Below are 24,663 nucleotides of genomic sequence, written 5' to 3' on the forward strand. Positions count from 1 at the left end.
CGTATCAGGCAAATTTGCTGGCTTCGTCAAAGCTCAGACGCGGCAGGCGCGGATGCAGCTTACTGGCTTCGCCATAGCCAAGGTTGATCAGTAAGTTGACCTGCCAGTTATTTTCGCTGAAGAACGCGGCGTTAACTTTAGCCGGATCAAAACCGGACATCGGGCCGGCATCCAGTCCCAGCGAGCGGGCCGCCAGAATCAGATAGCCCGCCTGCAGGCTGCTGTTGCGAAACGCGGTCTCTTTGGCCAAATCCGGGCTGCTGGTAAACCAGCTGCGTGCATCGCCATGCGGGAACAGTTTTGGCAGTGCTTCATAAAAGGTCGGATCCCACGCCACAATCACCGTCACCGGTGCCGCCATGGTCTTATCCACATTGCCTGAGGAGAGCGCCGGTTTCAGCTTCTCTTTACCTTCCTGAGACGTCACGAACACAAAGCGGCCCGGCGAGCAGTTGGCTGAGGTCGGCCCCAGAGCCGTCAGCGCATAGAGCTGCTTCAGCACCTCCTGCGAAATCGGTTTATCCTGCCAGTAGCTATGTGTGCGGGCTTCAGTAAACAGCGCGTTCAGCGCCACGCTGTCGAGCGGTGTACTCATGTTTCTCTCCTGTTCAGGCAACAACCTGCGCCTGATTTTTAGCATGAATAATGGATGTGGCCGCTGCGTTTACGCGGCGACCCTCAACCGTTATACGACAAAGGCGAAGGCGCGCCAAATAACAAACACGCATGACAACCGTTGAACGTTTACTGCTTCAGACGCGCGGCCCGCGCCTTAAAGCCATTGAGGATGGTCTGGCTCACGCGTAACGGGAAGGCTGCAGGGATTTGCTCCTGCACGCGTTGGATCACTTCTGGCGTTCTGGCTCTGAACTCATCGAGGATGTGTGCCATCGCCGTCAGGGCAAATTTTGTCGTTTTTGCGGTTTCTATAAAATGGCGGGGAAAAATGTGTTCGATGGCGGCTTTCCGGCCTTTGCTCCCGTTCAGTCCCATTGCCAGCTTTGCATCACGAATGTGTAATCCCGCACCGCCAATCACGGGATAAATGGAAAGAATGTCGTAAAACGGCGTCAGGCGAAAACGTCCTTCCGCTTCGATAAAAATAGAAAAGTTTTTGGCATGGCCATCGGTGGCCGCCAGCAGCCAAAACAGGACCTGAGCTTTCATGAAATCATATCGATCCTGTTCTGCATTAACTGAATTCAGGAGATAATCCATAATCGCAGAAATGCCCGGGCCGCCGTGGCTTTCATATTTTCCTGCTGCGGGCACATTCAGCACCTGACAAAAATCTTCCTGGGGTAACCGCATGATCCACTGTCCATCCGATGCATAACGCCGATCAAACCGCTCCACGGCCAGTGCTTTAATTTTCCCGGTGTTTACGATAAAGCAAGGGGGAACTGCCAGGCCAAATTCTCTGGCAATCAGCGTACAAAGCCACTCATTCTCCACGCTATCTGAAAGATCGATGCGATGCGAATGGCTCTGAATATTGCCAATCGGCAATTTTAAAATGTGGGTGGTGGGCGTATTGCCCTGCGGCAGGCACCACTGTTGATCGATGCGTAACAGCGCCGTTTTCTCCTGCGCGCCAGCCAGTGAAATACGAAAATCCGTCAGCTCTTCCAGCATGCCAAGCGGTGCGCCTGACTGATAGCCTGAAAGGATTTTTTCCAGTTCGCTATCGCTTAACCGGCGGTAATCGATCGTTCGGACAGTGTGCGGTTTACTGTCAGGCGGTAACAATTGCAGCGCACCAATGGTGTCGCTGCCGACTTTTGCGAGTAAGTCAAAGGGCTGGGTGGAGCTGGCCTGATAGCGAGACAGAATACGTGCGCGAATTTCAGGGTTATCAGGCAGCAGGTTATCAAAAAAGTTATAGACCTCCGCGCCCTTGTAAGGCTGGTGGCGCAAAGGCATGGAGAGGGATATCGGTCGGCTACCCGGCTGATTCAGCCAGCTCTCATAATATCTGAAGGTGTGTGCACCGGTTGCTGCCCTGCTGAAAACGCCTGTCCGATAGCCGTTCATGTAGACATCCAGTTCTGTCATCACCACTCCTCCTTCCAGCCGTCCGGGTCCTGTTTGGCCGATAGCAAACCACGGGGTTTTATCTCCATTTCCAGATCCAGAGCAGCGAGAATACGAAACAGTGTGTCCAGTCGGGTGGTTTCTGGCTGTAGCTCGAAGCTCGAGACGGTATCCTGGCGTATACCAATTTTGCTGGCGACTTTCGCTTGCGAGAGTGCCTCTGTGAGTCTTCTATCTTTGAGATATGAACTTAATTGTTTGGCGCTGGTGATTTTCATAGCGGCGCTCCAGTCTGGCAATCGTGATACCATTACACGCTATTGCGTGTGAAGCAAGGTTTACCCGCTATCGCAGGTAAGCCCGGCTTCACGCGCAACTGGCGGTAGTGAACTGGGGTTAACGCGGGTTAATAATACCGGGAAGAACAGCGTGGAGTGGCTGACGAACGGTAAAGACGCCGCCAGCCATTAATATAAAGGTTTGTTTTACTTACCAATACAAAAGCTGGAAAAAATCCGGCCCAGCAGATCGTCGGAGGTAAACTCGCCGGTGATTTCACTCAGCGCCTGCTGCGCCAGCCGTAGCTCTTCGGCCAGCAGTTCGCCCGCCCAGGCTCCCAGCAGCTGATCTTTGCCTTGCTGTAAGTGAGTGGCTGCTAACTCCAGCGCCTGCAGATGGCGGCGACGCGCGAGGAAGCCGCCTTCCATATTGCCGGCGAAGCCCATGCTCTGTTTCAGGTGCTCGCGCAGCGTATCGACGCCAGCGCCGGTGCGCGCCGACAGGCGAATAAGTGAGTGGCCATTTACTTCTGTCAGGCCCAGCGTTTCACCGGTCATGTCCGCTTTATTACGTACCACGGTAATTGGCAACGCGGCCGGTAAGCGCGCCACGAAATCAGGCCAGATGGCGGCGGCTTCAGTGGCGTCAGTCGTGGTGCCATCCACCATGAACAGGACGCGATCCGCCTGCTCAATCTCCTGCCAGGCGCGTTCAATGCCGATACGTTCCACTTCGTCGCTGGCTTCACGCAAACCGGCGGTATCGATGATGTGCAGCGGCATGCCGTCGATGTGGATGTGCTCGCGCAGCACGTCACGCGTGGTGCCGGCGATATCCGTCACAATCGCCGCTTCGCGTCCGGCCAGTGCGTTGAGCAGGCTCGATTTTCCGGCGTTGGGACGACCGGCAATCACCACCTTCATCCCTTCACGCAGCAGGCTGCCCTGACGCGCTTCGGCGCGCACGCCGTTGAGATCGCCGATCACCGCATTCAGCTGCGCTTCGATTTTGCCGTCGGAAAGGAAGTCGATCTCCTCATCCGGAAAATCAATCGCTGCTTCTACATAGATGCGCAGGTGAGTGAGTGCTTCCACTAACGCATTAACGCGCAGTGAAAAGGCACCCTGCAGCGAGTTGACGGCGGAGCGGGCGGCCTGCTCGGAGCTGGCATCAATCAGATCGGCAATCGCTTCTGCCTGCGCCAGGTCGAGCTTGTCATTCAGAAAGGCGCGTTCCGAGAACTCGCCCGGCTGCGCAATACGCACACCCGGCAGCGCCACAATGCGCTTCAGCAGCAGATCGAGAATCACCGGACCGCCGTGGCCCTGCAGTTCCAGCACATCTTCACCGGTGAAAGAGTTAGGACCCGGGAACCACAGCGCGATGCCCTGATCCAGCACGCTGCCATCAGCATCGTTAAAGGGCAGATAGTCGGCGTAGCGCGGCTTCGGCAGCTTGCCCAGCACGGCCTGCGCCACCTCAGCGGCTTTGCCACCGGAAATACGCAGAATACCGACGCCACCACGGCCGGGAGGCGTCGCCTGGGCAACAATAGTGTCACTGTGGCTCATAAGTACCTTCTTCCAAAAAAAACAGGGCGGCATAAATGCCGCCCCTGGAGATGTTGCGTCCTGCTCAGCGTTGCCGGGCGTTACGCTTTCTTCTTGTCGCGGCTGTGTAAACCACGCTTTTCCAGCCCGCGATAAATCAGCTGCTGCTGGAGAATGGTTACCAGGTTGCTGACGATGTAGTACAGCACCAGACCTGACGGGAACCACAGGAAGAACACGGTAAAGATAACCGGCATGTAAGTCATGATCTTCTGCTGCATCGGATCGGTCACGGTGGTCGGTGACATCTTCTGAATGAAGAACATGGTGATACCCATGATGACCGGCAGAATATAGTACGGATCCTGCGCAGACAGGTCATGGATCCACAGTACAAACGGAGCATGACGCAGTTCAACGGAACCGGACAGCATGTAGTACAGCGCCAGGAAGATTGGCATCTGGATAACCAGTGGCAGACAGCCGCCCAGCGGGTTCACTTTCTCCGCCTTATACAGCGCCATCATCTCCTGGCTCTGCTTCTGCTTATCATCACCCAGACGTTCACGCATGGCCTGAATCTTCGGCTGCAGCATACGCATCTTGGCCATCGAGGTGTACTGCGCTTTGGTCAGCGGGTACATGATGCCACGCACGATGAAGGTGATAACGATAATGGAGAAGCCCCAGTTACCGATAAAGCTGTGCAGGAATTTCAGCAGCTTAAACAGCGGCTGAGAGATGAACCACAGCCAGCCGTAATCCACAGTCAGATCGAGGTGCGGCGCGATAGCGGCCATTTTGTCCTGGATTTCCGGACCGACCCACAGGGTGGCACCGAGATCCTGCTGCGCGCCGGCGGCGATGGTCACAGGCGCCGACTTATAGCCGATTGCCGCCACACCATTGCCGAGATTGCTGGTGTACAGCGTATTGTTACCCTGAGTGCGCGGCACCCATGCGGTCGCAAAATACTGCTGCAGCATCGCCACCCAGCCGTTGCTGGTGGTGGTGTTCAGGTTCTCGTTATCAGCGATGGTATCGAATTTGTATTTTTCATACTTCGCATCGCTGGTCGAGTAAGCGGCACCACGGAAAGTGTGCAGCGCAAAGTTATTGCTGCCGGTATCGCGATGCTTCGGCAGATCGATCGTCTGCTTCAGCTGACCAAACATCGCCACTTCCAGCGGCTGCTGCGAGGCGTTATTGATGTTGTAGTCGACGTTAACCGCGAATTCGCCACGTTTGAACACGAAGGTTTTGGTGTAAACCACGCCGTTCTCACCAGTCCAGCTCAGCGGCACGCGCAGCTCGGTCTGGCCATCGGCCATCTCGAAGTGATCCTGGGAAGCGGTATACAGCGGACGTGCGCCGTTGTTCGGGTTATCCGGACCGTTACGGCCGGTTAAGCCGCTCTGCGCCTGATAAACGAAGGCCGGGGTGGTTTCCAGCAGCTGGAACGGTGCGTCTGAACCCAGTTTGTCCGGGTAAGTCAGCAGCTGTGCCTGCTCGATATCACCGCCGCGGGTATTAATGTTGAGTGACAGGACATCAGTCTTAACGGTGATCGTTTTGCCCTGGCCGCTAGCCGGCACGCCGGAAGAGGCGGCATCACCCGCTGCGCTGCTTGTGTTCTGCGTGGTCTGGGTCTGCTGTGGCTGCGGAGCGTGGTCCGTCTGCCAGGCTTGCCAGATCATAAAAGACACGAACAGAAAAGCGATGAGAAAGAGATTGCGTTGCGAATCCATCGTTAATGTTCTCTGGTATCAAAGGTTTTTGGCGGCACCGGATCGTCGCCACCCGGGTTCAAAGGGTGGCATTTTAATACGCGTTTAATCGTCAACCAACTGCCTTTTAACATGCCGAAGCGGCGTACAGCTTCCACCCCATACTGCGAGCAGGTGGGATGGAACCGGCAATGAGGTCCCAGCAGTGGGCTGATGGCGCGTTGATAAACGCGTATCAGGGCGATCAGGAGCCGCGCGCCAGGCGACAGTGACGACGCCATAATTTCTCCAACGCTTCCGTCAGTGCACGGTTATCGAGGTCAGCAATCCCTTTTTTCGCCACGATGACAAAATCCATCGGCGGTAGCTCGTGTTGACGCAAACGAAAGCTTTCGCGGGTCAATCGCTTGATCCGGTTGCGTTCATGGGCGCGTTTCACGTGCTTCTTGGCGACGGTAAGACCGATGCGGGGATGCCCCAGCGAATTAAGGCGGCCGAGGATGGTGATTTGCGGCGTGCCAGCCCGAAGAGGTTGCTGGAAGACGAAAGTGAAATGAGCGGGAGTTAACAAACGTAACTCCCTGGGAAATGCGAGCTTAACCACGAGGGTTAGCTTTTATTACTTAGAAACGGTCAGACGAGCACGGCCTTTAGCACGACGACGTGCCAGAACCTGACGACCATTTTTAGTAGCCATACGAGCACGGAAGCCGTGAGAACGGTTGCGCTTCAGTACGGACGGTTGAAAAGTGCGTTTCATGGCGATTTCTACCTAAACTTGAAAAATTTCACTGGGTGACGCGTTTTCGGGCCAGTAAAACGACCGACGCCTCAATGTGTCTTTAATAAAGAGGCGGGATTGTAATAATTGTACAGTCCGGAGTCAATTTACTTCGCTGGGCGCGAGACCTGAAAACTCTGATACAGCCCGCTAATTCCGGGCATCAAAGCTTCACGCGCCAATGCCGGGTGGGGAATTATACGGGCTATAAAGGAAAGCGCAAGGATCGTCCAGGATCTTCTTGCGATCGCCGCGCCGATCGTAACGGCAAAAATGCGAGCGCGGTGGAAAATTTCTCGCTTTCAGCCTGATCCCCGCTCGCTTTTTCCGCAGACGGCGTAAACTGATGCATGCCTGGACACCCTGTGGATAAAATGGATCAAAACTGTGTAGAAAGGGAAGATCTCTGAGGCGCTTTGCGCTATGATCCGCCCTTCCGCTGACGATCCTCCTTGCGATCGCCGGGGATGACTACCGCGGATAGCGGTCGCAGGCGCTTTCTGACCGCCTGTGTCAAAAAAGACAGTTTCTATTATTAGCGCCTGAAATTCTTATCGATTTTGTACGAGTGGAGTCCGCCGTGTCACTTACGCTTTGGCAACAGTGTCTTGCCCGTTTGCAGGATGAGCTTCCTGCCACCGAATTCAGCATGTGGATTCGTCCGCTGCAGGCTGAATTGAACGACAATACGCTGGCCTTGTATGCACCAAATCGGTTTGTACTCGACTGGGTTCGGGATAAATATCTCAATAGTATCAATGGGCTGCTGAATGAATTCTGCGGTGCGAACGTGCCGCTGCTGCGTTTTGAGGTCGGCACGCGCCCGGTTGCGCCGGTGGCTGCTACGCAACCCGCCATGGCCAGCAGCGTCAGCGCGCCTGCACCGGCTGAGAATCGTCCGGCACCGGCACAGCCGCTGCGCCCGAGCTGGGATTCGGTTCCGGCACCGGCTGATGTGACCTACCGCTCGAACGTGAATAACCGCCACAACTTCGACAACTTCGTTGAGGGTAAGTCCAACCAGCTGGCGCGCGCGGCGGCACGTCAGGTGGCGGATAATCCTGGTGGCGCTTATAACCCGCTGTTCCTGTATGGCGGCACCGGCCTCGGCAAAACGCACCTGCTGCACGCGGTGGGCAACGGCATCATCGCGCGCAAGCCGAATGCCAAAGTGGTTTATATGCACTCTGAACGCTTCGTGCAGGATATGGTGAAAGCGCTGCAGAACAACGCCATCGAGGAGTTTAAGCGCTACTACCGTTCGGTGGACGCGTTGCTGATCGATGATATTCAGTTCTTTGCCAATAAAGAGCGCTCGCAGGAAGAGTTTTTCCACACCTTCAACGCGCTGCTGGAAGGTAATCAGCAGATCATCCTGACCTCGGATCGTTACCCGAAAGAGATCAACGGGGTGGAAGATCGTCTGAAATCACGCTTTGGCTGGGGATTAACCGTGGCGATCGAGCCGCCTGAGCTGGAGACGCGTGTCGCGATCCTGATGAAAAAGGCGGACGAAAACGACATCCGTCTGCCGGGCGAAGTGGCCTTCTTTATTGCCAAGCGTCTGCGCTCTAACGTGCGTGAGCTGGAAGGGGCACTGAATCGTGTGATTGCCAATGCCAACTTTACCGGGCGTGCCATTACCATCGATTTTGTGCGCGAAGCGCTGCGCGACCTGCTGGCACTGCAGGAAAAGCTGGTGACCATCGACAACATCCAGAAGACGGTGGCCGAGTACTACAAAATTAAAGTGGCGGATTTGCTGTCGAAGCGCCGTTCGCGCTCGGTAGCGCGTCCGCGTCAAATGGCGATGGCGATGGCCAAAGAGCTCACCAACCACAGCCTGCCGGAAATTGGCGATGCGTTTGGTGGCCGTGACCATACCACCGTGCTTCATGCCTGCCGTAAAATCGAGCAGCTGCGTGAAGAGAGCCACGACATCAAAGAAGATTTCTCTAACCTCATTCGAACATTATCTTCCTGACGCATATGAAATTTATTGTTGAACGTGAGCAGTTGCTGAAGCCGCTGCAACAGGTGAGTGGCCCGCTTGGCGGACGCCCGACGCTGCCGATCCTCGGAAATTTACTGCTGCAGGTGAATGAAGGCACGCTGCTGCTGACCGGTACCGATCTTGAGATGGAGATGGTGGCGCGCGTGGCGCTGACCCAGCCGCACGAACCGGGCGCGACCACCGTGCCGGCGCGTAAGTTTCTTGATATCTGCCGTGGTCTGCCTGAAGGCGCAGAGATCAGTCTGACGCTGGAAGGTGACCGCATGCTGGTGCGCTCCGGCCGCAGCCGCTTTTCGCTGTCGACGCTTCCAGCCAGCGACTTCCCGAATCTCGACGACTGGCAGAGCGAAGTGGAATTCACGTTGCCGCAGGCCACGCTCAAACGCCTGATTGAAGCCACGCAGTTCTCCATGGCGCATCAGGATGTGCGTTACTATCTCAACGGCATGCTGTTTGAGACCGAAGGCGAAGAGCTGCGCACCGTTGCTACTGACGGCCATCGCCTGGCAGTCTGTTCGATGCCTGTCGGACAGGCGCTGCCGAACCATTCGGTGATCGTACCGCGTAAAGGTGTGATTGAGCTGGTTCGTCTGCTGGACGGCGGTGAGACGCCGCTGCAGGTGCAGATTGGCAGCAGCAACATTCGCGCGCATGTCGGCGACTTTATCTTTACGTCGAAGCTGGTTGATGGCCGTTTCCCGGATTATCGCCGCGTATTGCCGAAGAATCCTGACAAAGCGCTGGAAGCGGGCTGCGATCTGCTGAAACAGGCTTTTGCCCGCGCGGCAATCCTGTCGAACGAAAAGTTCCGCGGCGTTCGCATCTATATCACCGAAAATCAGCTGCGCATCACCGCTAATAACCCGGAGCAGGAAGAGGCGGAAGAGATGCTGGATGTGTCGTACAGCGGCACCGAGCTGGAGATTGGCTTTAACGTCAGCTACGTGCTGGATGTGCTGAACGCGCTGAAGTGCGAAAACGTGCGTCTGCTGCTGACGGATTCGGTTTCCAGCGTGCAGATTGAAGATGTAGCCAGTCCGGCTGCGGCCTACGTCGTGATGCCCATGCGCCTGTGATCGTCTGGCGGGCTAACTTACTCGCTATTTTGCACCCGGGCAGTGCTCGCCCCTGGTCACATACTTCAGTATGCTCCCAGGGTCTGTGCGCTGGCCGTGCGCAAACTAGCTTCGCCGTTAACGCCCTCGATTGCAGGGTTAGGTGAACACCACTTCTTAATGCGCAGCTGGATTCGTTCATGGCTTTAACCCGCCTCCTGATTAAAGATTTTCGTAATATCGAGCAGGCCGATCTCACGCTGGCGCCGGGCTTCAATTTTCTTGTGGGCGCCAACGGCAGCGGTAAAACCAGCGTGCTGGAGGCGATTTATACGCTGGGCCACGGCCGCGCATTCCGCAGTTTGCAGGCCGGACGCGTAATTCGTCACGATCAGGACGCGTTTGTATTGCACGGGCGGATTGAAGGCAGCGAGCGCGAGCTGGCGGTCGGCCTGAGTAAAAACCGCGCCGGCGACAGCAAAGTCCGCATCGACGGCAGCGACGGCCACAAAGTCGCCGAGCTGGCGCAGCTGCTGCCGATGCAGCTGATTACGCCAGAGGGGTTTACTTTGCTCAACGGCGGCCCCAAATACCGTAGAGCCTACATCGACTGGGGCTGCTTTCATGCTTATCCCGGTTTCTTTCTGGCCTGGAGCAATCTGCGTCGCCTGCTGAAACAGCGCAACGCGGCGCTGCGCCAGGTCGCGCGCTACAGCCAGATCCGGCCATGGGATCAGGAGCTGGTGCCGCTGGCAGAACAGATCAGCGCCTGGCGCGCTGAATACAGCGCAGCCATTGCCAGCGAAATCACCGTCACCTGCAGCCAGTTTTTACCGGAGTTTGCGCTGAGCTTCTCCTTCCAGCGTGGCTGGGACAAAGAGAGCGACTTCGGCGAGCTGCTGGAGCGCAACTTCGAGCGCGATCGTGCGCTCACCTACACCGCCAGCGGTCCGCACAAAGCCGATTTTCGGATTCGTGCTGAAGGCACGCCGGTGGAAGATTTACTCTCACGCGGTCAGTTAAAGCTGCTGATGTGTGCGTTGCGGTTAGCGCAGGGCGAGTACCTGACGCGCAGCAGCGGACGTCGCTGTTTATACCTGATTGACGACTTCGCCTCCGAGCTGGATGACACCCGTCGTCGCCTGCTGGCGGAACGCCTGAAAGCCACGCAGGCTCAGGTGTTTGTCAGCGCCATTGGTGTCGAGCATGTAATCGATATGAGTGACGAAAAGGGCAAGATGTTCCGCGTGGAACAGGGTAAAATAGCGGTTCAACCTGAAGATTAAATGAGCGAGAAACGTTGATGTCGAATTCTTATGACTCCTCAAGTATCAAAGTCCTGAAAGGGCTTGATGCGGTACGCAAACGCCCGGGTATGTACATCGGCGATACGGATGACGGCACCGGTCTGCATCACATGGTATTCGAGGTCGTGGATAACGCCATCGACGAAGCGCTCGCCGGCCACTGTAGTGATATCGTGGTCACCATCCATGCCGACAACTCTGTCTCCGTACAGGATGACGGCCGTGGTATTCCGACCGGTATCCACCCGGAAGAGGGCGTCTCTGCTGCCGAAGTGATCATGACCGTACTGCATGCCGGCGGTAAGTTTGATGACAACTCTTATAAAGTTTCCGGTGGTCTGCACGGCGTCGGCGTATCGGTGGTGAACGCCCTGTCGCAGAAGCTGGAACTGACCATTCGTCGCGACGGCAAAGTGCATCAGCAAACCTACGTGCACGGTGTGCCGCAGGCGCCGCTGGCGGTGACCGGCGATACCGACGCTACCGGTACGCGCGTGCGTTTCTGGCCGAGCCACGATACGTTCACCAACGTCACCGATTTTGAATATGAAATCCTGGCGAAGCGTCTGCGCGAGCTGTCATTCCTTAACTCCGGCGTGTCGATTCGCCTGGAAGACAAGCGCGACGATAAAAACGATCACTACCACTACGAAGGTGGTATCAAAGCGTTCGTTGAATATCTCAACCGCAACAAGAACCCGATTCACCCCAATGTGTTCTACTTCTCCACCGAAAAAGACGGTATCGGCGTTGAAGTTGCACTGCAGTGGAACGACGGTTTCCAGGAAAACATCTACTGCTTCACCAACAATATTCCGCAGCGCGACGGCGGAACGCACCTTGCCGGTTTCCGCGCGGCGATGACGCGTACGCTCAACGCCTACATGGATAAAGAAGGTTACAGCAAAAAAGCCAAAGTCAGCGCTACCGGTGACGACGCGCGTGAAGGCCTGGTGGCAGTAGTTTCGGTGAAAGTACCGGATCCGAAATTCTCCTCTCAGACCAAAGACAAGCTGGTCTCTTCCGAGGTGAAATCGGCGGTGGAACAGCAGATGAACGAACTGCTGAGCGAATACCTGCTGGAAAATCCGTCTGACGCCAAAATTGTGGTCGGCAAAATTATCGATGCCGCGCGTGCGCGTGAAGCCGCACGTCGTGCACGTGAAATGACCCGTCGTAAAGGCGCGCTGGACCTGGCGGGCCTGCCGGGCAAGCTGGCAGACTGTCAGGAGCGCGATCCGGCGCTGTCTGAAATCTACCTGGTGGAGGGTGACTCTGCAGGCGGTTCCGCCAAGCAGGGACGTAACCGTAAGAACCAGGCGATTCTGCCGCTGAAAGGTAAAATCCTTAACGTGGAGAAAGCGCGTTTCGACAAAATGCTCTCTTCACAGGAAGTCGCCACGCTGATCACCGCGCTGGGCTGCGGTATCGGCCGCGATGAGTACAACCCGGACAAGTTGCGCTATCACAGCATCATCATCATGACCGATGCGGACGTCGATGGTTCGCACATCCGTACGCTGCTGCTGACCTTCTTCTATCGCCAGATGCCGGAAATCATCGAGCGTGGCCACGTCTACATCGCGCAGCCACCGCTGTACAAGGTGAAGAAGGGCAAGCAGGAGCAGTACATTAAAGATGACGACGCGATGGATCAGTATCAGATTGCCATCGCGCTGGACGGCGCAACGCTGCACACCAACGCCAGCGCACCGGCGCTGGGCGGCGAGCCGCTGGAAAGCCTGGTGGCGGAATACAACAGCACCCAGAAGATGATCAAGCGTATGGAGCGCCGCTTCCCGTCTGCGCTGCTGCGCGCGCTGGTTTATCATCCAACCCTGAGCGATCTCAGCGATCAGACGGCAGTGACCGCATGGCTGGAGAGCCTGGTGGCTTACCTGAACGAGCGCGAAGCGCATGGAAGCAGCTATGTGGCACAGGTGCGGGAAAACCGCGAACAGCAGCGCTTTGAGCCGGTGCTGCGCGTGCGTACTCACGGCGTTGATACCGATTATCCGCTGGACAGCGAGTTCATTGACGGCGCGGAATACCGCAAAATCTGTGCACTCGGCGCGCACCTGCGTGGTCTGATTGAAGAGGATGCCTACATCGAGCGCGGCGAGCGCCGTCAGCCGGTTGCCAGCTTCGAGCAGGCGATTGACTGGCTGGTGAAAGAGTCGCGCCGCGGTCTGTCAGTGCAGCGCTATAAAGGTCTGGGCGAGATGAACCCGGATCAGCTGTGGGAAACCACCATGGATCCGGACAGCCGCCGCATGCTGCGCGTCACCATCAAAGACGCCATCGCCGCCGACCAGCTGTTCACCACGCTAATGGGCGATGCGGTTGAACCGCGCCGCGCCTTCATCGAAGAGAACGCGCTGAAAGCCGCCAACATCGATATCTGATATCGCAAAACCCTTCCCAAACGGGAAGGGTTTTTTGTTTTATTAAACGCGCAGAATTCTTCCACCCGAGCCGTCCGGCATTTCAATCAGCAGGCTTAGCTTGCCGCCCATCGCTTCAATGTAGCGCTTAATGGTGATCAGACGCTGATCGGCGCCGCCCTGCTCAATTTGCGTGATACGTGGCTGCTTAACGCCCATCGCTTCCGCAACGGTTCTCTGCGATAACGCTAACTCTTCCCGCAGCAGTTGCAGGCCGGTTTCGAGAATCAGCTCATCTGCCATCAGCTGAATGTCAGCTTGCTCAGCTTCAGTAAACTCACTCTCGATAAATTTTTGTAAGTCGTTCATGAATGATTTTCCTCTGCGTTATTGAGGTAAGCCGTGAACAATTGATCTGCAAGGCATATCATCCGCGCATAAAATTGTTTGTCTCCGGATTTATTGCCAGCACACAAAATGACCGCTTTGCGTTGCGTGTTGAATGCGTATAGCGCCCGAATTGGCTGACCAGCGTACTGTATTCTCAGTTCTTTCATGTTGTGGAAGCGTGATCCGTTAACCGTATCGGCATAGGGCCGTGGCAACAACGGGCCATAATGCTGCAGGTTTAACAGGGCCGCAGCGATGCGTTTTTTCAGTTTGTTATCCTGTGCCCGCAACCATTCCCGGAAGGTGTCGGTAAAAATGATTTCCCACATAGCGCAATCTCCATATAAGTGATTGCTTATAGCAATTTATAAGCAATCACTTATATGATCAAGCGAGTCAGCAGAAGTAAAACACCAAATGCTCAAACTGGATAATGCTGCACAAAGCATGACAGGCGTTATCTGCCGATTAACTGGTCAATGTGAGCTGAATCGCGCTAGCATTAAAGCCAGACCCTGAATTAACCGAGGACGTTATGGCGATAAAACTGATTGCGATCGATATGGACGGCACGCTGCTGAATCCGCAGCACGAAATCACGGCGGGCGTCAAAGCGGCGATTGGCCGGGCGCGGGATAAAGGTGTGTCGATCGTGCTGGCCACCGGACGTCCGTTTGTTGGTGTGGAGCGCTACCTGATGGAGCTGGATCTGCGTCAGCCGGGGCAGTATTGCATCAGCAACAACGGCGCACTGGCGCACAGCGCGGACAGCGGTGAGGTGGTGGCCGAGAAGATGCTTGGCTTTGATGACTATCTCTACCTGGAACAGCTGGCGCGCGACCTTGGGGTACATTTTCAGGCGTTCGACAAATCCTTCCTCTACACGCCAAATAAAGACATCAGCGAATACACCATCCACGAAGCCAGCCTGACCGGAATTCCGGTACGCTATCGCGCTGTAGAAGAGATGGATCCGGCGACGCGCTTCCCGAAACTGATGATGATCGACAAACCGGAGCTGCTGGATAAAGCCATCGCCGCCTTACCGGCGCGCGCCCGCGACAGTTATACCATTCTGAAAAGTGCACCTTACTATCTCGAAATCCTTAATCCGCTGGTCAACAAAGGCTACGGCGTAAAAATGCTGGCGGAGAAACTCGGCCTGCAGCCGTCAGAAGTGATGGCGATTGGCGATCAGGAAAACGATCTGGCGATGATTGAATACGCCGGCACAGGCGTGGCGATGGGCAATGCGATTGATTCCGTGAAGCAGATTGCGCAGTTCGTGACCAAGACCAATATGGAAGATGGTGTCGCGCACGCCATTGAAGAGCTAGTGCTGTAACCCTCCTCTGATGCGGGCGGCGTTCTGCTGCCCGTCACTTCTCTGCTGAATTTTTTGCTGCCAGTGTGCTGACGGGTTGTCTGTTTTGTGATCCACATTGTAGTACAAACAATCTATATGGTACTACAATCGCCGCTACAGGATGCGTCAGGGATTGGGCTTTGCACTACGAAAGCAGTAATCTGATTTCTCACGCCTTTCATGGAATCGAACACGATGACGCAGGAACCACTGAGTAAAACAGAGCGCATCATCCAGACGCTGGGTGAAGAGATTGTTGCGGGAAAATATGTGCCGGGCGCCGCGCTGCCGGCGGAAGCGGAGCTGTGCGAGCGATTTTCAACCTCGCGCAACATTATCCGCGAAGTGTATCGCTCCCTGATGGCTAAACGCCTGATGGAGATGAAGCGCTATCGCGGCGCGTTTGTCACCTCACGTAACCAGTGGAACTATCTCGACAGCGATGTACTGCAGTGGGCGCTGGCGCACGATCACGATCCGCGCCTGATTGCGGCCATGAACGAGGTACGCGTGCTGGTGGAGCCGCAGATTGCGCGCTGGTCGGCCGAGCGGGCAACGTCGACCGATCTGGCGGCGATTGAACTGGCCTACAACGAGATGGTGGCCAACCACCTCAACCGTGATGCCTTTAACGACGCAGATATCCGCTATCACGAAGCGGTGATGGCCTCGGTGCATAACCCGGTGCTGCAGCAGCTCAATGTGGCGATCAGCCAGCTGCAAAAAGCGGTGTTTGCGCAAACCTACATGGCGGACTCCGGCAATATGCCGCGCACGTTAGCCGAACATAAAGCGCTGTTCGATGCCATTCGCCACCAGGATGGCGATGCGGCGGAACAGGCGGCGAAGGCGATGATTGCCAGCTCAACCGCCCGACTCAAGGAGATTTTGTGACGCGTTATATCGCCATTGACTGGGGCTCCACCAACCTGCGCGCCTGGTATTACCGCGCCGGTGAATGCGTCGATGAGCGCCGTTCGGAAGCGGGCGTGACGCGCCTCGGCGACCGCACGCCTGCTCAGGTGTTTGCCACCATTACCGACGGCTGGCCGGTGGCCGAAGTCCCGGTGATCATGGCCGGTATGGTGGGCAGCAACGCCGGCTGGCTGGCAGTGCCTTATCTCGCCTGTCCGGTGGCGCTCAATGCATTAAGCGATCGCCTGACCTGCGTGGAAGGAAAAGCGTGGATTGTGCCGGGACTGAGCGTCGAACGTGACGACAACTACAACGTAATGCGCGGTGAAGAAACCCAGCTGCTTGGCGCTGTCACGCTGCAGCCCGCGCCGCTGTATGTCATGCCGGGCACGCACGCCAAGTGGGTGCAGATGGAACAGGATCGCGTCATCGATTTCCGCACCGTGATGACTGGCGAGCTGCACCATTTATTGCTGAAGCAGTCGCTGATTGGTGCCGGTTTACCTGTGCAGGAAGCCAGTCCGGACGCGTTCCGGGACGGTTTGCAGATGGGCAGCCACGACCGCTCAATTCTGGCGCGCCTGTTTGAAGTGCGTGCCGCCCACGTGCTCGGCGCACGCGATCGGCGCCATATCAGTGATTTTCTCTCTGGCCTGTTAATCGGCCATGAAGTGGCGCAGATGACGCAGCAGTTAACGCATAGCCGCCAGCCGATTGTCATTATCGCCGGCAGCGCGCTGGCACAGCGTTATCAGCAGGCGCTGGCCTTTATCGGAACAGATTCAGTCACGCTGGAGGGCGATCGCGCTTTCCAGCACGGAATAAGGAGTATTGCGCATGTCCTGGCCCACTAAACTTCCGCTGATCGCCATTCTGCGTGGCATCACGCCGGATGAAGCTGAAGCGCACGTCGCGGCGTTAATCGACGCCGGTTTCGACGCGATTGAAATTCCGCTCAACTCGCCAGAGTGGGCGAAAAGTATCGGCGCGATGGTGCAAACCTTCGGCGATAAAGCACTGATCGGTGCCGGCACCGTGCTGCAGGCGACGCAGGTCGATCAGCTGGCGGCGCTCAACAGCAAGCTGGTGGTGACGCCCAATACCGATGCTGCGGTGATTCGCCAGGCCGTGGCGCACGGTATGCTGGTTGCCGCAGGCTGTGCCACCGCCAGCGAAGCCTTTACCGCGCTGCAGGCTGGGGCGCAGGCGCTGAAAATTTTCCCGTCGTCGGCGTTTGGTCCGGGCTACATCAAAGCGCTGAAAGCGGTGCTGCCGCCGGAGGTGCCGGTCTTTGCCGTGGGCGGCGTCACGCCGGAAAACCTGCATGAATTTATCGCCGCCGGTTGCGTCGGGGCTGGCCTGGGCAGCGATCTCTATCGCGCCGGTCAGCCGCTGTCGCGCACCGTGGAGAAGGCCCGCGCATTTATTGCTGCCTATAAGGACGCTGTACGATGAAAATTACGAAACTGACCACTTATCGCCTGCCGCCGCGCTGGATGTTCCTGAAAATCGAAACCGACGAAGGCATCATCGGCTGGGGCGAGCCGGTGATTGAAGGGCGCGCGCGCAGCGTCGAAGCGGCGGTGCATGAGCTGTCGGAATATCTGATTGGGCAGGATCCGGCGCGGATTAATGATCTGTGGCAGGTGATGTATCGCGGCGGTTTTTACCGCGGCGGCCCGATTTTAATGAGCGCCATTGCCGGTATCGATCAGGCACTGTGGGATATTAAAGGCAAAGCGCTGGGCGTGCCGGTGTATCAGCTGCTGGGCGGTCTGGTGCGTGACAGCATCAAAGCCTATAGCTGGGTAGGCGGCGATCGTCCGGCTGAAGTGATTGATGGCATTAAGAAATTACGTGGTATCGGCTTTGACACCTTCAAACTCAACGGCTGTGAAGAGATGGGCATCATCGACAATTCTCGTCAGGTCGATGCCGCTGTTAACACCGTAGCGCAGATCCGCGAAGCCTTTGGCAGTGACATTGAGTTTGGCCTCGATTTCCACGGTCGCGTCAGCGCGCCGATGGCCAAAGTGCTGATCAAAGAGCTGGAGCCGTATCGCCCGCTGTTTGTTGAAGAACCGGTGCTGGCCGAGCAGGCAGAATACTATCCGCGCCTGGCGGCGCAGACGCACCTGCCGATTGCCGCAGGCGAACGCATGTTCTCCCGCTTCGAGTTCAAGCGCGTGCTGGAAGCCGGTGGGCTGGCGATTCTGCAGCCGGATCTGTCGCACGCCGGCGGCATCACCGAATGCTACAAAATCGCGGCGATGGCCGAGTCCTACGACGTGGCGCTGGCGCCGCACTGTCCGCTGGGGCCGATTGCGCTGGCTGCCTGTCTGCACGTGGATTTCGTGTCGCGTAACGCGGTGTTCCAGGAGCAGAGCATGGGCATTCACTATAATCAGGGCGCTGAACTGCTCGATTACGTGATCAATAAAGATGATTTTAAAATGGATGACGGCCATTTCTATCCATTAAATAAACCCGGCCTCGGTGTGGAAATAAATGAAGAGCTGGTGATTGCGCGCAGTAAAAATGCGCCAGACTGGCGTAACCCATTATGGCGCTTTCCGGATGGATCGGTAGCCGAGTGGTAATAACCGTGGTAATGCACCCGGTCGCTGCGTTTACCGCTTTATAACAGCACCGATTATCAGGCGATTAAACATCTGACTATTTAAACCATGTGCGGAATATATAAGGCACAGGGCAGCGCTCAACCTGTTTTCACCGCGCTGCCAGTTTACCGCTGCTGCGGCTTTTATCTTCGATAACCTTACCCTGCGTTGGCTGCGGCGTGTTTCGGCACGTCTGCCAGCTGACATCTGACGGAGAAACACCATGGATCTCTCTGCTGTTCAGGCGAAACCTACGCGTCGCCGTTATATTACGCTGCTGATGATTTTTATTACGGTGGTCATTTGTTATGTCGATCGCGCTAATTTAGCCGTGGCCTCGGCGCATATTCAGCAGGAATTTGGCATCAGCAAAGCAGAAATGGGATATGTGTTTTCTGCTTTTGCCTGGTTATATACCCTGTGCCAGATTCCCGGCGGCTGGTTTCTCGATCGCGTAGGTTCACGCCTGACCTATTTTATCGCTATTCTCGGCTGGTCGGTGGCGACGTTATTGCAGGGATTCGCCAGCGGCTTATTATCGCTGATAGGTCTGCGCGCCATTACCGGTATTTTTGAAGCGCCGGCTTTCCCGACCAATAATCGCCTGGTTACCAGCTGGTTCCCGGAACAGGAGCGCGCTTCGGCCGTCGGTTTTTACACCTCCGGTCAGTTTGTCGGCCTGGCGTTTCTCACGCCGCTGCTAATCTGGATTCAGGAACTGCTGAGCTGGCACTGGGTGTTTATCATCACCGGCGGGATTGGCATTATCTGGTCGCTGGTGTGGATGAAGGTTTACCAGGCGCCGAGCCAGAGCAAAGGCATCAATCAGGCCGAGCTGGATTACATTCGTGCCGGTGGCGCGATGGTCGACGGCGATGCGCCCGGCGAGAAAAAAGCACGCGTTATACTCACCGCGGCCGACTGGAAACTGGTGTTTCATCGCAAGCTGTGCGGCGTGTATCTCGGCCAGTTTGCAGTGACTTCAACGCTGTGGTTTTTCCTCACCTGGTTCCCGAACTACCTGACGCAGGAGAAACATATCGCCGCGCTGACGGCCGGCTTTATGACTACCGTGCCGTTTCTCGCCGCCTTTGTTGGCGTGATCCTCTCCGGGATGGTGGCCGATCGTCTGGTGCGCAGCGGTCGCTCGCTTGGTTTTGCCCGCAAGACGCCGATCATCTGCGGCCTGCTGATCTCCACCTGCATTATGGGCGCAAACTACACCAACGATCCGCTGTGGATTATGGTGCTGATGGCGCTGGCCTTCTTCGGCAACGGGTTTGCGTCCATCACCTGGTCACTGGTCTCGTCACTGGCGCCGGTACGCCTGATTGGCCTGACCGGCGGCATGTTTAACTTTATCGGCGGCCTCGGTGGCATCACGGTACCGCTGGTGGTGGGGTATCTGGCGCAGGATTACGGCTTTGCGCCCGCGCTGGTGTATATCTCCGTCGTTGCGCTGATTGGCGCGCTCTCTTACATCCTGCTGGTGGGGGATGTGCAGCGCGTGGGCTAAGCTTCCGGGTGCGCATGCCTGCGCACCCGCATTAGCTGCTCAGCTTTTGCTTAACTGAACGGCATCACGTAATTTGTCCGGCAACGGTTACATCTGAGGTTGCCCCATGTCAGAAAAACAACTCACCTTTACTCAGCGCCATCATCAGCTGACCAATATCAACGTCTGGACCGCCGACAGCCAGTGGCTGGCATTTGATGTGCGGCCGTCCGGCGCCTCGTTTACCAGCCTGACCATTGAGCGCGTCAACGTGCACAGCGGCGCGGTCGAGGTGCTTTATCAGGCGCGCGATGGCGCGTACGTCGGCGTGGTGACCGTGAGTCCGGATCTGCCGCCGCGCTATGTCTGTATTCATGGGCCGGAGCATCCCGATGCGCACTGGCATTATGACTTTCATCACCGGCGCGGCGTGATTGTTCAGCAGGGCATCGCAGAGAACCTCGACGCCTGCGATATCACCGCGCCCTATACGCCAGGTGCGCTGCGTGGTGGCTCGCACGTGCATGTGTTCAGTCCGGATGGCTCGCGGCTGAGCTTTACCTATAACGATCACGTGATGCATGAGCGCGATGTGCGTGACGACCTGCGCAACGTCGGCGTGGCGGTGCCGCTGCATCCGGTGTGCCCGCCGAAGCAGCATCCGCGCGAATATGACGGCAGCCACTACTGCGTGCTGGTGAGCCACACCCGGCGCGATCCACAACCGGGCAGCGATCAGATTGACCGCGCTTATGAAGAGTGCTGGATCGGTGAGCGTGGCTATCAGAAAGCGGACGGCAGCTGGCAGCGCTGGGCCATCGCCTTTATCGGCGATACGCGCAATGCCAGTGGTGAAAAAGTGCCGGAAGTGTTTGTGGTCGATCTGCCTGAGGCGCTGGCGGACTATGCCAGAGCCGGCAATGCACCGCTGCAGGGCACGGCAGAGCAGCTGCCGGCACCGCCGGCTGGCGTGCAGCAGCGGCGCATCACGCACGGTAAAGGGCTGGCGCTGCAGCCGCGCCACTGGTTGCGCGCTGCGCCGGATGGCAGCGCAATCGCCTTTTTGCAGGCTGACGAGCAGGGCATTGTGCAGCTGTGGACAGTCTCACCCAACGGTGGCGCGGCGCGTCAGATCACCTCACTGCGCAGCAGCATTCAGTCTGCTTTCAGCTGGCAGCCGGACGGCGCAGCCATCGCCTTTATCTGTGATAACAGCGTGATGCGTTGTGAGATAGCCAGCGGACAGTGTACGCGCCTTACCGCGCGCAGCGCGCAACCGCCGGGCGGCGACGCGGTGGTGTGGTCGCCGGACGGGAAGCAGATCGCCTACATGCGCGAGGTTGACGGCTGGCGACAGCTGTTCTGCGTCAGTGCGATTCCGCCGGCATAGCCGCCGCGGTGGCCAGGCTGGCCTGGGTGCCAGCCATCTTCTCGCTCTGCAGCACGCGTTCGCGCGGCGAATCTTTGGTTTTATCGTCGTCGGCGCGGAAGTAATCCCACGGCAGCAGCAGCGTATCCATCACCGCCGAAAAGGGCAGATCGATCAGCGCCAGCGGTTTAATCGCCCAGCTGGTATTGTCATCGGTCAGCATCTCTGCGCTGGCGCGCGTGCCGGGGTAGTAACCCTGGCTGGCACCGGTATGCGACATCACGCTGGAGCAGCCTGATGTGGCACAGGCGCAGCAGACCAGCAGGCCGGTGAGCGGAAAGCGTTTCATCATTTTCATCATCATCATCCCTACAGTCATGGCATGGCCCTGGCTGGAGTGTGTCACCTGACATCCGCATAACTCTGTGGTTATGTCCTTCCCGTCAGGCGAAGCGTCCCCTGAGTGTATGCCATATCGTCAGAATTGCTGCAAAAAAAAGCGCATTGCCCCTTGAAAGCGACCTGAGCGCACCCATCTTTAAGCTACGGTCACGACGCGGTCGCCGACAGGGACACCGACGGGCCGGACAACCTGTCCATGGTGGAAGGTTGCCAAAACTTGCTGATTATCAGGAGTCTTATTATGCGTAACTTTGATCTCTCTCCGCTTTATCGTTCTGCTATTGGTTTCGACCGTCTGTTTAACCTGCTTGAGTCCAATCAAAACCAGGCCAACGGCGGCTACCCTCCGTACAACGTCGAGCTGGTAGACGAAAACCACTATCGCATCACCATTGCCGTCGCCGGCTTTGCGCAGAGCGAACTGGATATCACCGCCCATGACAACATGCTGGTGGTGCGCGGCGCCCACCCTGAAGAGCAGCAGGAACGTAAATACCTGTACCAGGGCATCGCAGAACGTAACTTCGAACGCAAATTCCAGCTGGCCGATCACATCGTGGTGCGCGATGCGCGTCTCGAACTGGGCCTGCTGAGTATCGATCTGGAACGCATCGTCCCGGAAGAGGCGAAACCACGCCGGATTGAAATCCTGAAATAAGGCTAACGAAGTAAAGAAAAACGCCGCTGCAACGCGGCGTTTTTTTATGGCTGCATCATCAGGTACGTACCAGCAGGCGCTGGCTCACCATACCGCCAAACACATTCACCAGCAGCCCGAGAATGATCACCGACGCGCCGAGAATCTCCTGTGCCGACAGAGTTTCGCCGAGGATCAGCGCGGCGCTGAGAATACCGACCACCGGCACCAGCAGCGACAGCGGCGCCACGCGCCAGGTTTCGTAGCGGCTGAGCAGATTGCCCCAGATGGCGTAGCCAATGATGGTGGCGAAAAACGCCAGATAGAGCAGTGCCAGCACCGTCTGCAGCGAAATATCCAGCAGGCTGGTGACAATGGCGGATTCGCCCTCGAACCACCACGAACAGGCAAAGAACGGTGCAATCGGCACCAGCGCGCTCCACACCACCAGCGACATCACCGGCACCTTGCGGTTGCGCAGGATAATCTTGTTAGTGATATTGCCCAGCCCCCACGACAGCGCCGCCGCCAGCGTCAGCATCATGGTGGTCAGCGTGATGCCCGCGGTTGTCTGGCCCTCCATACCGGCGGTTGCCAGCATAAACATGCCGAGCGTGGCGACCAGAATGCCGGCGATGTGGTTCCAGCGCAGCTTCTCGGCCAGCAGCAGCGCGCCGAGCAGCAGGGTGAAAAATGCCTGCGCCTGCAGCACCAGCGAAGCCAGCCCGGCTGGCATGCCAAGCTTGATGGCGAGGAACAGAAACGCGAACTGACCAAAGCTGATGGTCATGCCATACACCACCAGCCAGCGCAGCGGAATTGCCGGACGACGCACGAAAAAGATCGCCGGAAACGCCACCAGCGTAAAACGCAGTCCCGCCAGCAAAAAGGGCGGCATGCCCTGCAAACCCAGCTTAATCACCACAAAATTTACGCCCCACGCCACCACGACGCACAGGGCTAACAACATATCTTTCACGGACATACGCATTCCTCAGCGCGGCAATCAGGCGGTTGCCGTCACCGGTGTGGCGATCTCTGCACCGCAGTCATCGCCGATCAGTCGAAAATAATCATCCACATCCAAAGCTACCGAGCGGTCCAGCGCACCGGCGTTAAACCACAGCGTCCCGACATCACGCAGCCGCGCATCCACGCGCAGCGCCAGTCGGTCATCAAAACTAAACGGCGGCACCGCGCCCATCACACACTGCGTCAGCGCTTGTGCCTGCTCAGGGGTGGCAAACGTCGACTTCTTACCGCCAATGGCACGCGCGGCGTGTTTGAAGTTGATTTTGCAGTCGCCGGGTACGATCGCCAGCAGATAGCGCGGCGCGGCGCCGTCCGGCATAGTGACTTCCAGCACCATCGCTTTGGCCGCCTGCTGGAGATCGTTTCCGCGGATGGCGCTGATCACCTCGGTCTGGCCGATGGCCTCATGCTCCACCACGCGGTAGCGGGCCTGCTGCGCATCCAGCAGCGCAATCACTTTGTCATAGGTTGTCATACTGTCTTCCTCGTCTAAGGCCGGGATTAACTCCAGGCAATGGCGTGCTTCATTTTTTTGTCGGTCAGGCCAAAGAAAAAGCCCATGGTGATGCGCGTGTCGCCTTCAACGCGATCGATTTCATGATAAAACGCGGGATTAAACAGATAGATATCGCCACTGCGCGGCGCGAACTCGCAGGTCTCGCTGCCGGCGATGACGCCGCTCTGGTAGCCCAGCTCGCCGGGCGTTTTAAAGCGCTCGTCTTCCGGCTGCCATTTCTTATTGAAGATGCGCAGCGCGCCGCCGGCGTTGCACTCCTGCAGGCACACCACGCAGCTCAGCTGATGCAGAATGTGCGTCACCGCCAGACCGCTGCCAGCGGCATCGCGCACGATGTTGTCGTTATGCAGCGGATTAGCGACGCCGTCAGCGTGGAAACGCACAATCGAGCCGGCGTAATCACCCAGTGCCGGTTCGGTGGCGGTTTGCAGACTCTCAAGGCGCAGCGCATGCTGCACCCAGTGGTAAATCTGCGCGCGCAGTGCGTGCAGCGAGGCCGGCAGCGCCGGCTGGATGTCGCGAAGTTCGGTGAAATAGTTTTCCGGCGCGGCGGTATGCTTCGCCAGATACGGGCCGAGCGTGGTCAGCGCGCCATTTGGATAGTGAGAAACCCGTACCTGCTCGCGGCACTGCTGGAGATCAGCCACCACCGCGTTGCGCACCTCTGGCGTGAGGAAATTGCGCAGTACCAGCAGCGGCACGCGCGCGGTGACGATGTCATCCAGCCAGGTGCTTTCGACGAACATATTGGGGTTAATGACGCGAATCTGATTGAAAATGGCCATGGG

At 57.3% G+C, this 24,663-nt stretch carries 26 protein-coding genes; 12 read left to right on the top strand and 14 right to left on the bottom strand.

Going from position 1 to position 24,663, the window contains the following annotated elements:
* Positions 1 to 4: 4 nt before the first annotated feature.
* From AC6I8P_RS00135 to rpmH, 8 genes are all read right to left on the bottom strand, one after another.
* Positions 5 to 595, bottom strand: a complete 591-nt coding sequence (locus AC6I8P_RS00135) for a malonic semialdehyde reductase (RefSeq protein ID WP_021506918.1) — start codon at positions 593 to 595, stop codon at positions 5 to 7.
* A gap of 149 nt (positions 596 to 744) precedes the next feature.
* Positions 745 to 2,055 (bottom strand): type II toxin-antitoxin system HipA family toxin, encoded by a 1,311-nt coding sequence (locus tag AC6I8P_RS00140; RefSeq protein ID WP_498030901.1) that lies wholly within the window; start codon positions 2,053 to 2,055, stop codon positions 745 to 747.
* Positions 2,055 to 2,312 carry a helix-turn-helix domain-containing protein gene (locus AC6I8P_RS00145; protein WP_481658050.1) on the bottom strand — a complete coding sequence of 86 codons (258 nt, stop codon included), beginning with the start codon at positions 2,310 to 2,312 and terminating at the stop codon, positions 2,055 to 2,057. Before AC6I8P_RS00145 ends, AC6I8P_RS00140 begins: the two co-directional genes overlap by 1 nt.
* A gap of 207 nt (positions 2,313 to 2,519) precedes the next feature.
* Positions 2,520 to 3,884: a tRNA uridine-5-carboxymethylaminomethyl(34) synthesis GTPase MnmE gene (gene mnmE, locus AC6I8P_RS00150; RefSeq protein WP_021506917.1), complete on the bottom strand. Its 1,365-nt coding sequence runs from the start codon at positions 3,882 to 3,884 to the stop codon at positions 2,520 to 2,522.
* Positions 3,885 to 3,964: 80 nt separating this feature from the next.
* On the bottom strand, positions 3,965 to 5,611 hold the full coding sequence (yidC, locus tag AC6I8P_RS00155) for a membrane protein insertase YidC (RefSeq protein WP_021506916.1): 1,647 nt from the start codon (positions 5,609 to 5,611) through the stop codon (positions 3,965 to 3,967).
* 2 nt (positions 5,612 to 5,613) lie between these two features.
* Positions 5,614 to 5,871, bottom strand: a complete 258-nt coding sequence (gene yidD, locus AC6I8P_RS00160) for a membrane protein insertion efficiency factor YidD (RefSeq protein ID WP_071813586.1) — start codon at positions 5,869 to 5,871, stop codon at positions 5,614 to 5,616.
* Positions 5,835 to 6,194 carry a ribonuclease P protein component gene (gene rnpA, locus AC6I8P_RS00165; RefSeq protein ID WP_040679622.1) on the bottom strand — a complete coding sequence of 120 codons (360 nt, stop codon included), beginning with the start codon at positions 6,192 to 6,194 and terminating at the stop codon, positions 5,835 to 5,837. The genes yidD and rnpA overlap by 37 nt, the downstream gene beginning before the upstream one ends.
* A gap of 15 nt (positions 6,195 to 6,209) precedes the next feature.
* Positions 6,210 to 6,350: a 50S ribosomal protein L34 gene (gene rpmH, locus AC6I8P_RS00170; protein ID WP_000831330.1), complete on the bottom strand. Its 141-nt coding sequence runs from the start codon at positions 6,348 to 6,350 to the stop codon at positions 6,210 to 6,212.
* A 601-nt stretch (positions 6,351 to 6,951) separates the two neighbouring features.
* Between rpmH and dnaA the strand changes: the two genes are divergently transcribed.
* The 4 genes from dnaA (at position 6,952) to gyrB (ending at position 13,152) form a co-directional block, all read left to right on the top strand.
* Positions 6,952 to 8,355: a chromosomal replication initiator protein DnaA gene (dnaA, locus tag AC6I8P_RS00175; RefSeq protein ID WP_031279599.1), complete on the top strand. Its 1,404-nt coding sequence runs from the start codon at positions 6,952 to 6,954 to the stop codon at positions 8,353 to 8,355.
* 5 nt (positions 8,356 to 8,360) lie between these two features.
* Positions 8,361 to 9,461 carry a DNA polymerase III subunit beta gene (dnaN, locus tag AC6I8P_RS00180; RefSeq protein ID WP_010617831.1) on the top strand — a complete coding sequence of 367 codons (1,101 nt, stop codon included), beginning with the start codon at positions 8,361 to 8,363 and terminating at the stop codon, positions 9,459 to 9,461.
* A 179-nt stretch (positions 9,462 to 9,640) separates the two neighbouring features.
* Positions 9,641 to 10,726 (top strand): DNA replication/repair protein RecF, encoded by a 1,086-nt coding sequence (gene recF / locus AC6I8P_RS00185; RefSeq protein ID WP_136546224.1) that lies wholly within the window; start codon positions 9,641 to 9,643, stop codon positions 10,724 to 10,726.
* Positions 10,727 to 10,743: 17 nt separating this feature from the next.
* Positions 10,744 to 13,152 carry a DNA topoisomerase (ATP-hydrolyzing) subunit B gene (gyrB, locus tag AC6I8P_RS00190; RefSeq protein WP_058758200.1) on the top strand — a complete coding sequence of 803 codons (2,409 nt, stop codon included), beginning with the start codon at positions 10,744 to 10,746 and terminating at the stop codon, positions 13,150 to 13,152.
* 42 nt (positions 13,153 to 13,194) lie between these two features.
* On the opposite strand, the gene AC6I8P_RS00195 is transcribed toward gyrB, so the two are convergent.
* Together AC6I8P_RS00195 and AC6I8P_RS00200 are read right to left on the bottom strand one after the other, a co-directional pair.
* Positions 13,195 to 13,500 (bottom strand): helix-turn-helix domain-containing protein, encoded by a 306-nt coding sequence (locus AC6I8P_RS00195; protein ID WP_058758199.1) that lies wholly within the window; start codon positions 13,498 to 13,500, stop codon positions 13,195 to 13,197.
* Positions 13,497 to 13,850, bottom strand: coding sequence for a type II toxin-antitoxin system RelE/ParE family toxin (locus AC6I8P_RS00200; RefSeq protein ID WP_238561351.1), 354 nt, complete (start codon positions 13,848 to 13,850; stop codon positions 13,497 to 13,499). Before AC6I8P_RS00200 ends, AC6I8P_RS00195 begins: the two co-directional genes overlap by 4 nt.
* A 206-nt stretch (positions 13,851 to 14,056) precedes the next feature.
* Here AC6I8P_RS00200 and yidA point away from each other — a divergent pair, with 206 nt between their 5' ends.
* The 7 genes from yidA (at position 14,057) to AC6I8P_RS00235 (ending at position 21,308) form a co-directional block, all read left to right on the top strand.
* A complete protein-coding gene (yidA, locus tag AC6I8P_RS00205; protein WP_159377266.1) occupies positions 14,057 to 14,866 on the top strand; it encodes a sugar-phosphatase in 810 nt (269 codons plus the stop codon).
* A 216-nt stretch (positions 14,867 to 15,082) separates the two neighbouring features.
* Entirely contained in the window at positions 15,083 to 15,781 is a 699-nt protein-coding gene (locus tag AC6I8P_RS00210) for a FadR/GntR family transcriptional regulator (RefSeq protein ID WP_058770730.1), read from the top strand.
* On the top strand, positions 15,778 to 16,656 hold the full coding sequence (locus AC6I8P_RS00215) for a 2-dehydro-3-deoxygalactonokinase (RefSeq protein WP_498030902.1): 879 nt from the start codon (positions 15,778 to 15,780) through the stop codon (positions 16,654 to 16,656). The genes AC6I8P_RS00210 and AC6I8P_RS00215 overlap by 4 nt, the downstream gene beginning before the upstream one ends.
* A complete protein-coding gene (locus AC6I8P_RS00220) occupies positions 16,640 to 17,257 on the top strand; it encodes a 2-dehydro-3-deoxy-6-phosphogalactonate aldolase (protein WP_021506907.1) in 618 nt (205 codons plus the stop codon). The genes AC6I8P_RS00215 and AC6I8P_RS00220 overlap by 17 nt, the downstream gene beginning before the upstream one ends.
* The gene (dgoD, locus tag AC6I8P_RS00225; RefSeq protein ID WP_238561353.1) at positions 17,254 to 18,402 is read left to right on the top strand and encodes a galactonate dehydratase; all 1,149 of its coding nucleotides are present in this window, start codon (positions 17,254 to 17,256) and stop codon (positions 18,400 to 18,402) included. Before AC6I8P_RS00220 ends, dgoD begins: the two co-directional genes overlap by 4 nt.
* Positions 18,403 to 18,646: 244 nt before the next feature.
* Entirely contained in the window at positions 18,647 to 19,939 is a 1,293-nt protein-coding gene (locus AC6I8P_RS00230; RefSeq protein WP_238561354.1) for an MFS transporter, read from the top strand.
* A gap of 106 nt (positions 19,940 to 20,045) precedes the next feature.
* The gene (locus tag AC6I8P_RS00235; protein WP_159377265.1) at positions 20,046 to 21,308 is read left to right on the top strand and encodes a YidR family protein; all 1,263 of its coding nucleotides are present in this window, start codon (positions 20,046 to 20,048) and stop codon (positions 21,306 to 21,308) included.
* Here the strand turns inward: AC6I8P_RS00235 and AC6I8P_RS00240 are convergent.
* The gene (locus AC6I8P_RS00240; RefSeq protein WP_040679624.1) at positions 21,286 to 21,645 is read right to left on the bottom strand and encodes a YceK/YidQ family lipoprotein; all 360 of its coding nucleotides are present in this window, start codon (positions 21,643 to 21,645) and stop codon (positions 21,286 to 21,288) included. The genes AC6I8P_RS00235 and AC6I8P_RS00240 overlap by 23 nt on opposite strands.
* 285 nt (positions 21,646 to 21,930) lie before the next feature.
* Here AC6I8P_RS00240 and ibpA point away from each other — a divergent pair, with 285 nt between their 5' ends.
* Entirely contained in the window at positions 21,931 to 22,347 is a 417-nt protein-coding gene (ibpA, locus tag AC6I8P_RS00245) for a small heat shock chaperone IbpA (RefSeq protein WP_010617843.1), read from the top strand.
* Positions 22,348 to 22,405: 58 nt separating this feature from the next.
* On the opposite strand, the gene AC6I8P_RS00250 is transcribed toward ibpA, so the two are convergent.
* From AC6I8P_RS00250 to AC6I8P_RS00260, 3 genes are read right to left on the bottom strand one after another with little or no spacing between them, the layout of a single operon-like run.
* A complete protein-coding gene (locus AC6I8P_RS00250; RefSeq protein WP_021506902.1) occupies positions 22,406 to 23,311 on the bottom strand; it encodes an EamA family transporter in 906 nt (301 codons plus the stop codon).
* A 21-nt stretch (positions 23,312 to 23,332) separates the two neighbouring features.
* On the bottom strand, positions 23,333 to 23,833 hold the full coding sequence (locus tag AC6I8P_RS00255) for a YbaK/EbsC family protein (protein WP_058775617.1): 501 nt from the start codon (positions 23,831 to 23,833) through the stop codon (positions 23,333 to 23,335).
* Between the two features lie 26 nt (positions 23,834 to 23,859).
* The gene (locus AC6I8P_RS00260; RefSeq protein ID WP_159377278.1) at positions 23,860 to 24,660 is read right to left on the bottom strand and encodes a 2OG-Fe(II)-dependent halogenase WelO5 family protein; all 801 of its coding nucleotides are present in this window, start codon (positions 24,658 to 24,660) and stop codon (positions 23,860 to 23,862) included.
* Positions 24,661 to 24,663: the final 3 nt, after the last annotated feature.

This window comes from gamma proteobacterium symbiont of Lampromicra miyakona (assembly GCF_059730895.1).

Excerpts from the sequence above, each read along its gene's own strand:
- yidD (WP_071813586.1), bottom strand. The coding sequence starts at position 5,871 with ATGGCGTCGTCACTGTCGCCTGGCGCGCGGCTCCTGATCGCCCTGATA.
- rpmH (WP_000831330.1), bottom strand. The coding sequence starts at position 6,350 with ATGAAACGCACTTTTCAACCGTCCGTACTGAAGCGCAACCGTTCTCAC.
- AC6I8P_RS00200 (WP_238561351.1), bottom strand. The coding sequence starts at position 13,850 with ATGTGGGAAATCATTTTTACCGACACCTTCCGGGAATGGTTGCGGGCA.
- mnmE (WP_021506917.1), bottom strand. The coding sequence starts at position 3,884 with ATGAGCCACAGTGACACTATTGTTGCCCAGGCGACGCCTCCCGGCCGT.
- AC6I8P_RS00250 (WP_021506902.1), bottom strand. The coding sequence starts at position 23,311 with ATGTCCGTGAAAGATATGTTGTTAGCCCTGTGCGTCGTGGTGGCGTGG.
- AC6I8P_RS00140 (WP_498030901.1), bottom strand. The coding sequence starts at position 2,055 with ATGACAGAACTGGATGTCTACATGAACGGCTATCGGACAGGCGTTTTC.
- yidA (WP_159377266.1), top strand. The coding sequence starts at position 14,057 with ATGGCGATAAAACTGATTGCGATCGATATGGACGGCACGCTGCTGAAT.
- AC6I8P_RS00255 (WP_058775617.1), bottom strand. The coding sequence starts at position 23,833 with ATGACAACCTATGACAAAGTGATTGCGCTGCTGGATGCGCAGCAGGCC.
- AC6I8P_RS00220 (WP_021506907.1), top strand. The coding sequence starts at position 16,640 with ATGTCCTGGCCCACTAAACTTCCGCTGATCGCCATTCTGCGTGGCATC.
- AC6I8P_RS00235 (WP_159377265.1), top strand. The coding sequence starts at position 20,046 with ATGTCAGAAAAACAACTCACCTTTACTCAGCGCCATCATCAGCTGACC.
- dgoD (WP_238561353.1), top strand. The coding sequence starts at position 17,254 with ATGAAAATTACGAAACTGACCACTTATCGCCTGCCGCCGCGCTGGATG.
- gyrB (WP_058758200.1), top strand. The coding sequence starts at position 10,744 with ATGTCGAATTCTTATGACTCCTCAAGTATCAAAGTCCTGAAAGGGCTT.
- AC6I8P_RS00145 (WP_481658050.1), bottom strand. The coding sequence starts at position 2,312 with ATGAAAATCACCAGCGCCAAACAATTAAGTTCATATCTCAAAGATAGA.
- recF (WP_136546224.1), top strand. The coding sequence starts at position 9,641 with ATGGCTTTAACCCGCCTCCTGATTAAAGATTTTCGTAATATCGAGCAG.
- AC6I8P_RS00135 (WP_021506918.1), bottom strand. The coding sequence starts at position 595 with ATGAGTACACCGCTCGACAGCGTGGCGCTGAACGCGCTGTTTACTGAA.
- ibpA (WP_010617843.1), top strand. The coding sequence starts at position 21,931 with ATGCGTAACTTTGATCTCTCTCCGCTTTATCGTTCTGCTATTGGTTTC.
- AC6I8P_RS00230 (WP_238561354.1), top strand. The coding sequence starts at position 18,647 with ATGGATCTCTCTGCTGTTCAGGCGAAACCTACGCGTCGCCGTTATATT.
- AC6I8P_RS00240 (WP_040679624.1), bottom strand. The coding sequence starts at position 21,645 with ATGAAAATGATGAAACGCTTTCCGCTCACCGGCCTGCTGGTCTGCTGC.
- yidC (WP_021506916.1), bottom strand. The coding sequence starts at position 5,611 with ATGGATTCGCAACGCAATCTCTTTCTCATCGCTTTTCTGTTCGTGTCT.
- AC6I8P_RS00260 (WP_159377278.1), bottom strand. The coding sequence starts at position 24,660 with ATGGCCATTTTCAATCAGATTCGCGTCATTAACCCCAATATGTTCGTC.
- AC6I8P_RS00210 (WP_058770730.1), top strand. The coding sequence starts at position 15,083 with ATGACGCAGGAACCACTGAGTAAAACAGAGCGCATCATCCAGACGCTG.
- AC6I8P_RS00195 (WP_058758199.1), bottom strand. The coding sequence starts at position 13,500 with ATGAACGACTTACAAAAATTTATCGAGAGTGAGTTTACTGAAGCTGAG.
- dnaN (WP_010617831.1), top strand. The coding sequence starts at position 8,361 with ATGAAATTTATTGTTGAACGTGAGCAGTTGCTGAAGCCGCTGCAACAG.